Here is a 12141-nt window from a genome sequence, read left to right on the forward strand (position 1 = left end):
TCATCAATATAGAACAGCCCATAGTTCATTCCCAAATATAATCCATCGTGTCCATTATCATCCCAGATAACAGAAAGGGCTGTGAAATTAGGCAGATTTAAGCCATAATTCTGCCAAGTGGTTCCGCCATCATTTGTAACAAATACATGATTACCACCGTTTACAGCTACGGCCACTTTATTTGGATTTGTTGGATGAATGGCAATAGAATTAACGGTTCCTCCCGGATTGGTAGTCTGCACCCAATTGGTTGTACCTCCATCGGTAGTTTTGTACATCAGGCCTCCATTCGCCACATACATTACTTGGTTATTCGAAGGAGCTATTTTTAGATGATCTAAATTCCCTCCAAAATCTTGTGAAATAGAAACCCAACCGGTTCCTTGCGTAGTCGATTTATAGACTCTCCTATAGGCACAATAGACTGTATTGGTTACCGTTGGATCTTGTTCGAATGGAGAAACCCATTCACCCTGCCCCGGAGGAGGTTCGGGTAAATTAATAATTGATGTACCCGCATTATTTGTTCTGTACATAGCTCCGTATTGGATCATACCGTACATTATACTTGAATTATCTTTATCTACGAAGCCTTCCATTCCGTCAGCACCGATCCAATCCTTCCATCCTCCGGCAAGTGTATAAAAAGAAGAACCATTGTCTTGAGAACCACCGGTCACTATAACATCTGGCGTTTGAGATACTCCTATTTTATAAAACTGACGAATTCCTAAACCATCGGTAAGGTCTGTATAGTAATTAGAGTTAAGAGTTCCTGTATTGGTGGCCTTGAAGATACCTCCATCGGTTCCAACATATAAAGTACCGTTACTAACAAATTCCATTATGTCCACATCTGCGTGACAATAACCAATGTTTGTGGCGGCTGCTGTATCGATTAACCAAATAGAAGAAAGCGTAAAACTAACTCCGGCATCCAAAGATCGCCAGGTATTACATCCGGCAATATGAACTTCATCAACATCGTTTGGATTCACAGCGATATCCATATCTCTAGGTGCCTGTCCCCCACTCGATGTCCCATTGGCATCACAGGTAAAGTAATTACGTCCGGCATGGTTAAGTTGAGTAAAGCTCACCCCACTATTGGTAGATTTATAAAGACCTGCGAAGGAGCTACCGCTTGCTTCCAATACATAAACCACAGAAGCGTCATCGGCCGATACCCCCATCATTTTAGCGCCTGTAGAAAAACCGCCAACGGTGGTAAAAGTGGCTCCACCATCTGTCGATCGTTGAAATCCATTACCGGTTGCATACACCACAGACAGATCGCCGGGCTTAAATTCAATATCATACGCTCTAATATCAGAAGTAATCTGGTTCCAGCTGGCACCCCCATCTGTTGTTCTGTAAAACCCTGTGTTTTGGCTACAAGCAAACATCTTATTGCTGTTGGATGGGTCAATTAAAATCTTGTTTATTTGAGAATTACTCAAGTCGGCTATCTGATTCCAAGTTGCGCCAGAATCGGTAGACTTATAGATCAATCCACTTATAGAACCAAAAAAGTAGGTGCTCGAATTATTTGGGTCGATGGCTACTGAATATACGTCTAAGTTCGAAAAATAATCTCCAACAGGTGTCCAGTTGGCACCGCCATCGGTAGTTCTCCATACGCCTCCGGTATTTGCACCGACAATCATGTGGTTATTATTTCCAGCATCAATTGCAACGCTGGTAATTCTTCCTACTCCCGGACTCCAAGAAGCGGTTTGATTAAAATAATCCGGACCCAATTCCTGCCAATTATCATTCATCATTTGGCCATTTTCGGGGTTATTATTGAGATAGGCATTAAAATTTTCAATTTCTGCCAATTGCTCGGCAACTGTAGGCAAATAGCCATCTTCATTCTTTAATCGATTGGCCGAATATTCCCATCTTTTAAAATTGTAATAGCCGGAACCCTTTCCTTTGTCTCTGTTGGCAAAGTAGGCTTCGGCATTGTCAATAATTTCTTGCACAGTAAATGTTTCAGCCTCAATCATCTGCAGGTACTCTTGTGATTGCGAGTTCGTTGCATACAAGAGGAATACGAAAAGAAGTAATAATTTATATTTCATAGCGTAAATATTTGGTTCGTAATAGGTTACTATTGGTTCAACCTCAAAAGTATTAAAAAATAAAACTTTTACATAGTCAAACTTTGTATTTTTACCAAAATTCTCAAGTTAAGTCGGAAACAATATGCAGCCGTTACACATCCTCCTACTAATTGCCGGTTATTTTGGTATTTTACTTCTCGTATCCTTCTTAACCAACAAAGGAGGCAGTAATGCCGACTTTTTCAAAGCGGGAAAGCAATCTCCTTGGTATTTGGTTGCTTTTGGGATGATTGGCGCCTCACTTAGTGGTGTTACGTTTATATCGGTGCCCGGTTGGGTAGAAGCCTCTAAATTCAGTTATTTTCAAGTGGTTTTAGGGTATACTGTTGGCTATGCCATCATTGGCACGGTATTACTTCCCATGTATTATCGATTAAACCTCACCTCTATTTATACCTATTTGGAGGGCCGTTTTGGTACCTATTCCTATAAAACCGGAGCTTCTTTCTTTCTGCTATCAAGAGTGGTGGGAGCGAGTTTCAGACTGTATCTGGTGGCTATTGTCCTGCAGGAACTGGTATTTAATGCCATGAATGTACCTTTTTGGCTTACTGTTACCATTACCATCCTACTTATTTGGTTGTATACCTTTAAAAGCGGTATCAAAACCATTGTGTGGACCGACACCCTTCAAACCTTGTTTATGTTAATCGCAGTAGGGGTGGCCATTTATTATATTTCGGAAAACCTAGGACTTTCGGGTGGAGCGCTTTTCAGTTTTATTGCTGAAAGCGATATGTCTCAAATTTTCTTTTTTGACGATTGGAAGAGCGGAGATCATTTTGTAAAGCAATTTATTAGCGGGGCGTTTATTGCCATTGTCATGACGGGGCTGGATCAAGATATGATGCAAAAGAACCTCACCTGCAGGAATCTGAAGGATGCTCAAAAGAATATGTTCTGGTTTACCATTGTGCTAACCATCGTCAATTTTATTTTTTTAGCACTCGGTTTGTTACTTACGGTTTACGCACAACAAAACGGAATTGATGCTCAAAAAGACACCTTATTTCCAACGATCGCCACGCAATCCGGTTTGGGTATTGGAATTGCGGTTTGTTTTATTCTTGGTCTAATAGCAGCCGCTTATTCCAGCGCCGATAGCGCCTTAACCGCCTTAACAACGTCATTTAGTATCGACATTCTAGATATTGAGAAAAAATACGATGAAAAAAAGCAGGTTCAGATTAGAAAACGCATCCATATCCTTATCTCCTTATTGCTGATTTTTGTGATTATTATTTTTAAATATGTCATTGCAGATGCTTCGGTGATTGCCAAGCTATTTACTTTTGCCGGATATACCTATGGTCCCTTGCTGGGACTCTATGCGTACGGGATGCTCACCAAATGGCAGGTAAAGGATATTTGGGTTCCGGCAGTAGCAATTGCTACGCCTTTTTTGGGAGGTCTAATCAGTTATTTAAGCAGCACTTGGTTCGGTTTCGAATTTGGATTCTTTATCCTTATTCTCAACGGTGCATTAACCTTTTTAGGTCTAGTATTGATTCGTTCCCAAAAGAACTAGTGTACAGGCCACTTCGGCTTTTATATTGTTTTCGGCCAGTAGGGTATAAAATGCTTCATTTTCGGTACCCGGATTAAAAATTACACGCTTAGGTTTTAAGGATAAGATATAATCATAGTACTCCGGTTGATGCTTTACACTCAAATACAAGCTCACCGTATGAATGTGATCGAATGGTTTTTTTTCTGAAGTGATTTCAATTCCGGCCACTACTCCTTTGCGAATCCCAACCGCAACTACAGGATGTCCCGCCGCTGTTAGTCGATGAATCGCCAGGTTGGCATATCGAGATGGGTTTGTACTTGCGCCCAATACAAGAGTTTTCTTCATGTGTTATTTTTTGGAAAATTACAATGCTCTATTTTACCAACTCTTAAAACTTAGTTAAATATTCGGAAGCCTGTAACAATTCCTATTCCACTCCGTCTATTGAATAGAAATGTTTCTAACTTTACTGTGAAAATTTTACGTTGATGGTTAGTGTTAATAATAGCAGTAAAGCTACAAGCCTGAGGTTCTAGACTTCGGGCTTGTTTTTTTTTAAATGTTAAATTTTCAATTTGATGTAACAAGATTTTTAGTAGTGCGTCTTATTGGAAATGTTTAAAAACTTTGAAATAGCATCCTTTACAAGTATGCTATACAAGGTATTAAGCTAAGCATTACATCAAGTCAATTTAAACGAACAAACAACAACTTAATCAAAAAAAATGAAACAGTTATTTTTACTGCTTACGCTTTTCTTAAGCGTCTCAACATTTGCTTTCAACGATCCAACCACAGAAAACCCGGGAAAGATTACCGGAACTGTACTAGACAAAAATCTTCAACAACCTATTCCCTACGTAACCATTGCCGTCAAGACATTAAGCGGTGAAATTATCACAGGTGGTGTAACCAACGATGAAGGGAAATTTAGTATCGAGGATATTCCCGAAGGAAAGAGTATCGTTTCCGTTCAATTTATAGGATATAATACCTATGAAACTGAAATAAATATTTCTCGTGGAGATCGACTAGCCGATCTAGGCACAATTCTCTTAGAGGAAAATGTTGCCGCACTGGACGAAGTGACGGTAGTGGCCGAACGCTCCACCATCGAACAAAAGTTGGACAGAAAGGTAATTAACGTTGGTAAAGATCTTACTACCGCCGGACCCACCGCTTCCGATATCATGAACAATCTCCCTTCGGTGAGCGTAGATCAACAAACAGGAAATATATCCATGCGAGGCAATGAAAATGTCCGAGTAATGGTTGATGGTAAATTATCGAATGTCCCTGTAGCACAGTTGCTGAAACAAATTCCTTCCACCTCTATTAAGCAAATTGAATTGATCACAAATCCTTCGGCAAAGTACAATCCCGAAGGAATGAGTGGGATTATCAATATTATTCTACACAAAAATGTGAATATAGGTTTTAATGGTGATGTAAGCGTTGGATTGACCTACGATGAAAATGCCAAGTTCAATGGATCCTTAAACACGAATTATCGCAATGGGAAACTCAACCTCTACGGAAACTTCAGCAATAATGTTTCAAAAAATCACAATCAAGGACATATTTTTCGCCCGGAAGAAAACAGTGAACAGTTTATCGATATGTTGGACAAAAGCACGTCCAATTTGGCAAAGGTTGGTTTAGATTTTTATCTGAACGATAAGAATACTCTTTCTTTTTTTACGAATCAGAACTTCTATGAAGGCGGTACAAATGGATCGGTTGATATTAACTATTACGACGATAGTTCGTTCAATCTCATGCAACGTTTTCTGAATAACAGCGATAATGTTTCATCGCAATACAACTTCGATTATAAACTGGATTTTGCCACCGAAGGGCATAATATTGAATTAGAAGCCGATTACAATACCTACAGCAATGATGAAATAGCCGATTGGTTCTTTACCGGCGCTTCAGTTATAGATGACTATACCGACACCGTTGATACGGAGAGCGACCGATTTACAGTGAATTTAGATTATGTGAATCCGCTAACAGAAACATCTAAATTAGAAGCTGGATTAGAGGCGAATTTGTATGAGACTAATTTACAGTACAAATCGGACGGACAAACATTTAACGCCAATGGCGACTTAGTGGACACACCCGATACCGATTTCGATTACAAAAGAGATATCTATTCGGTCTACGCAACTTACGGCAACAAAATTGACAATTGGTCATACCAAATTGGAGCGCGACTGGAAAGTGTTGAAGAACGTGCAGACACGAACGCGGTAAGTTCATTTAAAAACGACTATATACAGGTATATCCTTCGGCATACATCACCTATAGTCCAAATGAAAAAAATCAATTCCAAGTGAGTTACAGTCGCAGAGTAGATCGTCCTGGGATTGGTCAGGTGAACCCAATTCGCGAATGGAGTACCCCATTGATATCGTCTTTTGGAAATACCCAATTACAACCTCAGTTTACAAATTCGATGGAAGTGAATTATACACGTAACCTTAAATCGGGGAGTATTACAGCCGGTGTGTTTTACAGAAGAATTGAAGACGAAATAAATCGTGCGCTGTTTATTGACCGAACCGATTTGAATAAAGTGATTCTTACCTACGACAACTTTGACAGTACATCGGCCTATGGAGTGGAACTTTCCAGCAATTATCGCCCTACCAAATGGTGGAGTTTTAATGCGAGCTTCGATCTGTACAACCAGACGCAAACAGGTATAGCCGAACGATTGGAAAACATAGAAAACCCTACAATTGCCGATATCATTGTGGACACCTATGAGGTAGACAATGTCGCCTATAATTTCAGAATGTTTAACAATTTTAAGGTGACCAAGGACTTGTCACTTTCGGCCTTTGGTTTTTACAGAGGAAAGGCAAGAAACTTGCAGTTTACTATGGATCCCATGTATTTTGTAAATATTGGGGCGCGATATAGCCTATGGGAAGGAAAAGGCACTTTCAGCATTAACTATAATGACATCTTCGATACGATGAAATTTGGATTTGAAGGAGAACTACCCTATGCACAAGTGGGTGCTTTCAATTGGGAAAGCAACAGTGTATATGTAGGACTTTCGTATCGCTTCGGAGGTGGAAAATACAGAGCTAAGTCCAGAAAGACACGGGATGACAGAGAGAAAGAAGGTAGTGGTGGCATCTTCTAATGGAATTGACCAAATGTTATAAGAACGTTAAATTTTGAAAGTGCGTGCAACATTTAGTGTACTTCTGAAGTCTATATAATACTACCTAATGTCATATTTATAATTTATTTGAATTAGCCATTCTAAAAATTAAACCTATTAGGTACAAAAAAGCCTCCTGAAATTCAGGAGGCTTTTTCATTTTATTGAAATTACCACCGTATGATGACGCTGCCCCAGGTAAATCCACTCCCGAAGGCTGCTAAGACCACAAGATCTCCTTCTTTTATTTTTCCCTTTTCCCAAGCTTCGGTAAGCGCAATAGGGATGGATGCAGCCGTTGTATTGCCGTATTTCTGAATATTGTTAAACACCTTGTCATCGGGCAATCTAAATTTATGCTGAACAAACTGTGAAATGCGCAAATTTGCCTGATGCGGTATCAACATGTCAATATCCTCCACCGATAGATTATTCGCTTTAAGCCCTTCTTTAATTACTTCAGAAAAACGAACTATGGCGTGTTTAAAAACAAAGGTACCGTTCATATACGGATAGTAGGGAATATCCTCTGTTGGATTCTCGGCAATAATTTGTGGCACCCAATAATTGGTACTTGGTCCCTGCAGGGCCAATTCGTCTTTATGCTTTCCCTCACTGTGCAGATGCGTAGATAAAATACCTCCCTTTCCATCTTCATTTCTTGAAACTACAACAGCACCTGCCCCATCCCCAAAGATCACCGAAACCCCTCTTCCGCGTGTGGTGAAATCAAGGCCACCACTGTGGTTTTCACTCCCAATGACCAATACATGTTTATACATTCCCGTCTTTACAAATTGATCGGCCACCGAGAGGGCATATACAAATCCGCTACACTGATTGCGAACATCTAATGCTGGTATGGTACGCATGCCCATCATTTCCTGAACCTGTACACCACCACCTGGAAAATACATATCCGGGCTCAGCGTGGCAAAAACGATCATGTCGATGTCGACAGGTTTTAGATTCGCTCTTTCTAGGGCAATTGTTGCGGCCTTTACCCCCATGACAGAAGTATTATTTCCATCGCCCTTTTTGATATGACGACGCTCTTTAATACCGGTACGTTCTTGGATCCAAGCATCATTGGTATCCATTAATTTGGAAAGCTGGTCGTTGGTGACCACATTTTCGGGAACGTAAGCACCTACTCCCGTGATTCTTGACGTATACATGTAGTTGTAATTTAATCGAAAGGGAAAGATAAGTATTCCGCAGGAATACTTGAAATAATTTAAAGTAATAAAAAAATTGAGGAGCGAAATTCGCTCCTCAATCGTAACAACCTAAACAATAAAATAATAACAATAAATTTTGAAATTCATAGCAATTTATTATCCCACTAGTCAGCGGTAAATATACAACTTTGTTTAATAATTAATTGTTAACATTAAACAATAATATGTTAAATTTTAAAGATTGTGACAAGGTGTCAGCAAACTGGTAATTGGTACTTTATTTGCCTAGTAGTCATTCAGAAACAATAACAACATAAATCATACTAAAATGAGCAAAGGAACTATTAACGTAGCGGTAGAGAATATCTTTCCGCTAATTAAAAAGTTTTTATACAGCGATCACGAGATCTTTCTTCGTGAACTAATTTCAAATGCGACCGATGCCACCCTAAAACTAAAGCATCTTACAGGCATAGGCGAAGCCAAGGTGGAATATGGCAATCCCCTAATTGAAGTGAAGGTGGATAAAGAAAAGAAGCAACTTCATATTACCGACCAAGGGATTGGAATGACACAGGAGGAAGTTGAAAAATATATCAATGAGATCGCCTTTTCAGGTGCCGAAGAATTCCTTGAGAAATACAAAGATAAGGATGGAAAAGATGCAGGAATTATTGGGCACTTCGGACTTGGTTTCTATTCTGCTTTTATGGTGGCCAAAAAAGTAGAGATCATTACAAAGAGCTATAAAGATGAACCTGCCACACATTGGGCCTGTGATGGTTCTCCGGAATACACCATCAAAAAATCGAAAAAGACCGAACGCGGGACTGAAATAATTCTTCATATTGCAGACGATTCGACCGAGTTCCTAGAAGAGTCTCGTATTCGAGAGCTTCTGGTGAAGTACAATAAATTCATGCCCGTTCCTATCAAATTTGGAACAAAAACAGAAACGCTTCCCAAGCCTGAAGGCGCTAAAGAAGAGGACAAAGCACCCACTAAAGAGGTAGATAATATTATAAATAATCCAAATCCGGCCTGGACCAAACTACCCACCGATTTGGAGGAGGAAGATTATAAAAAATTCTATCGCGAACTGTACCCCATGCAGTTTGAAGAGCCACTTTTCAACATTCATCTAAATGTAGATTACCCGTTCAACCTAACCGGAATTTTATACTTCCCTAAGTTGACCAATGATATGAGCATTCAGAAGGATAAAATTCAATTGTATCAAAATCAGGTCTTCGTTACCGACAATGTGGAAGGAATAGTACCGGAGTTTTTAACGATGCTTCGCGGGGTGATTGACAGTCCGGACATCCCGTTAAATGTCTCCCGAAGCTATTTACAAGCAGACGGTGCGGTAAAGAAAATTTCAAGTTATATCACTCGAAAGGTTGCCGATAAACTGAAGAGTTTGTTCAATAACAATCGAGAGGATTTCGAACAGAAATGGAATGATATAAAAATAGTGATTGAATACGGCATGTTGACCGAAGAAAAATTCTTCGAGAAAGCACAGGATTTTATGTTGTATCCTACGGTTGATGATAGCTACCTCACGCTCGAAGAGTTGAAGGAAAAGATCAAAGATGCCCAAACCGATAAGGACGAAAAATTAGTAGTGCTATATGCTTCGAATAAGCAAGAACAGCATGCATATATTGAAGCGGCCAAAGAGAAGGGATACGAGGTATTGTTATTGGATTCGCCTATCATATCGCACCTGATTCAGCGCCTGGAGTCTGCCAACGAAAAGCTGGCCTTCGTCCGAGTAGACAGCGACCATATTGACAATCTGATTAAAAAAGAAGAAGAGGCTATTTCAAAGCTTTCAGAAGAAGAAAAAGAAAGCCTACAGACTTTTTTAACCGAAGTAATTCCTGCTGAAAAGTTTTCGGTACAACTGGAACCTTTAAATAGCAAAGCAAATCCATTTATCATCACCGAACCAGAGTTTATGCGGCGTATGAAGGAGATGCAACAAACGGGCGGTGGCATGTTTGGTATGGGTAGTATGCCTGAAATGTACAATCTTGTAGTGAATACCAATCACGAATTGGTTTCAGAAATTTTGAACACCAAAACGAAAAAGAAAAAGGAACGTTTGGTAAATCAGGCTTTGGACTTGGCAAAACTGAGTAAGAACTTACTAAAAGGCGAAGATCTTACGGCCTTTATAAAACGAAGCTACGAGATGATTAAATAGTCATTTTACACAATATCTGAAAAAACCGTTCTTTTCTAAAAGAACGGTTTTTTTTGTTTCTTCATACGTGTTACTACGTAGATTATAACAATATGGGTGCACTTTATCTAATATTCACTCCATTAGTCTAATTTTATTAGCATGACCCTTCATTTTTCAGTAACTTGAAACGTATCAATACTAACTTCAAAATAAAATTAGAATTATGAAAAAAATTACTTTTCTGCTTTTGTTGTTTTTAGGCTTTACAACCCTACAAGCTCAAAAGACCAGTTTAAATGATGACACCTCGATGGATATAGGCGAGGCGATCATTGTACAAAAAAATGTTGCTACTGCAACGATGCTTGCTGCCAGAACACCGGTATCAAACACAACCAATATGGCTCCTGCCGCGATACCCGAACTGCTGTATTACAAGTTTGACGAAGCGGGTGCCACAGTAACCAATATGGCTTCAAGTCCTCCGGGAGGAACGGCAACGGCTACTATTCTTGGCTCCTTATCACAAGGAGTTCCTGCTATTTGTGATGCAGGTTCATTACAAGGAACAGGAAGCTCATCATCGTCAAATTATGTGGATACAGGTTGGGATACCAATTTAGGATCGGGTTCTTGGACGATTGCATTTAAGACACAAGATATTGCTCCTTCAGGTACGCTGTATTATATTTTTGGTGACCCTGCAGCAAGCAGTTTTAGGTGTTTTACAAATGGGGTAGCTGGAGCAGGTAACTGGTGGTTAAGAGGCCCTGTTACAGATGTCCCTTTACCAGGCGGTGCTGCGGTAGCGGGTACGACAAACGTTTTTGTGTATGATAGCGCGGCTTCTGAAGTAAGAGCCTATCTGGATGGCGTATTGGTTAATACAGTAGCGCAAGGCGCTGTAAGCATTTCCGGATCAGCCTTTAAAGTTGGTGCCTATAGTAGTAGCACTGGCTTGGCGCCGGGAGCTGCTATGGATGAATTTAGAGTGTATAATAGAGCACTTAGCCCTGCGGAGGTAGCCGACTTAACACCTTGCTCTGCACCACCATCAGGGGCAGGAGCACTTTTTTCCGTTACATCTAACGATGATCAATTGAGAGAAATTGACGAATCAGATGCTTCAACACTTAACAGTACCACAATTACGTTAGCTGGAGCCACCGTGAATGGCGCTACAGGCTTGGCAACAGACCCAACAACGGGTACAATGTGGGCGATGCTTAAAGCGGGCGGTCTAGGATTTACAGGTCGTGCTTTAGTCACAATTGATAGCGGAACCGGAGTTGCGACACTTGTTGGCGATACTCAAGAAAGTTTTGCAGGAATGGCCTTTGATGCTGCCGGCACCTTATATGGAGTCACCGGAGATGGAAGTGCTACTCCCGAAACCTTATTTACATTGAACAAGGGAACAGGTGCGCCTACCTTTGTTTGTACTTTGGGTAATGGAAATGATGGTGAAGCTCTTGGATATAATCCTGTTGATGGCCTATTGTATCATGCTTCTGGACATACTGGTGCTAATGTTATTTTCGAAACTATTAGCAATTCGACTATTAACCCTTGTGGCGTAACCAATATCGATATAACAGGAACTGCCTTGGAAGATGAAGAAACTCAGGCCTTAACATGGGATGCCGCTAACGGAGCTTTTCTTTGGAAACAAGATCATGGCACCGGCCCCCTATACTCGGTAACTCCGACAGGCGTACCAACCTTAATAGGAAATATGGACCATCAGGCAAAAGGACTGGCCTTTTCAAATGTAGTCGTTGGTGCTCCCCCGATCATTATATGTCCGGGTGACATCATGCAAGGCACCGATGCCGGTGTTTGTGGTGCCGTTGTTAACTTTGGAGCTGCCGTTGCATTGGATCCTGAAGACGGACCTATTCCAACGACTCAAACAGGCGGTCCTGCCAGTGGAAGT

Annotated in this window: 7 protein-coding genes; 4 read left to right on the plus strand and 3 right to left on the minus strand. The window is 40.5% G+C overall.

Features of this window, described 5'->3' with window-relative positions:
* A partial coding sequence (locus K8F54_RS02340; protein WP_290786502.1) for a YCF48-related protein occupies positions 1-2087 on the minus strand: 2087 nt, incomplete at its 3' end.
* Between the two features lie 124 nt (positions 2088-2211).
* Between K8F54_RS02340 and K8F54_RS02345 the strand changes: the two genes are divergently transcribed.
* Positions 2212-3657, plus strand: a complete 1446-nt coding sequence (locus tag K8F54_RS02345; protein WP_290786504.1) for a sodium:solute symporter — start codon at positions 2212-2214, stop codon at positions 3655-3657.
* Here K8F54_RS02345 and K8F54_RS02350 read toward each other — a convergent pair.
* Positions 3628-3987 (minus strand): CoA-binding protein, encoded by a 360-nt coding sequence (locus K8F54_RS02350; protein ID WP_290786506.1) that lies wholly within the window; start codon positions 3985-3987, stop codon positions 3628-3630. The two genes, K8F54_RS02345 and K8F54_RS02350, sit on opposite strands and share 30 nt — an antisense overlap.
* 380 nt (positions 3988-4367) lie before the next feature.
* On the opposite strand from K8F54_RS02350, the gene K8F54_RS02355 reads away from it, so the two are divergent.
* Positions 4368-6806: a TonB-dependent receptor gene (locus tag K8F54_RS02355; protein WP_290786509.1), complete on the plus strand. Its 2439-nt coding sequence runs from the start codon at positions 4368-4370 to the stop codon at positions 6804-6806.
* 191 nt (positions 6807-6997) lie between these two features.
* Here K8F54_RS02355 and K8F54_RS02360 read toward each other — a convergent pair whose 3' ends face one another.
* A complete protein-coding gene (locus tag K8F54_RS02360; protein ID WP_290786512.1) occupies positions 6998-8005 on the minus strand; it encodes a beta-ketoacyl-ACP synthase III in 1008 nt (335 codons plus the stop codon).
* 331 nt (positions 8006-8336) lie between these two features.
* Here K8F54_RS02360 and htpG point away from each other — a divergent pair, with 331 nt between their 5' ends.
* Together htpG and K8F54_RS02370 are read left to right on the plus strand one after the other, a co-directional pair.
* Entirely contained in the window at positions 8337-10223 is a 1887-nt protein-coding gene (gene htpG, locus K8F54_RS02365; RefSeq protein ID WP_290786514.1) for a molecular chaperone HtpG, read from the plus strand.
* A gap of 205 nt (positions 10224-10428) precedes the next feature.
* Positions 10429-12141 (plus strand): LamG-like jellyroll fold domain-containing protein (locus tag K8F54_RS02370; protein ID WP_290786517.1); only part of this gene is annotated, 1713 nt, incomplete at its 3' end.

This window comes from Altibacter sp., from assembly GCF_019913785.1.
Lineage (GTDB): Bacteria > Bacteroidota > Bacteroidia > Flavobacteriales > Flavobacteriaceae > Altibacter.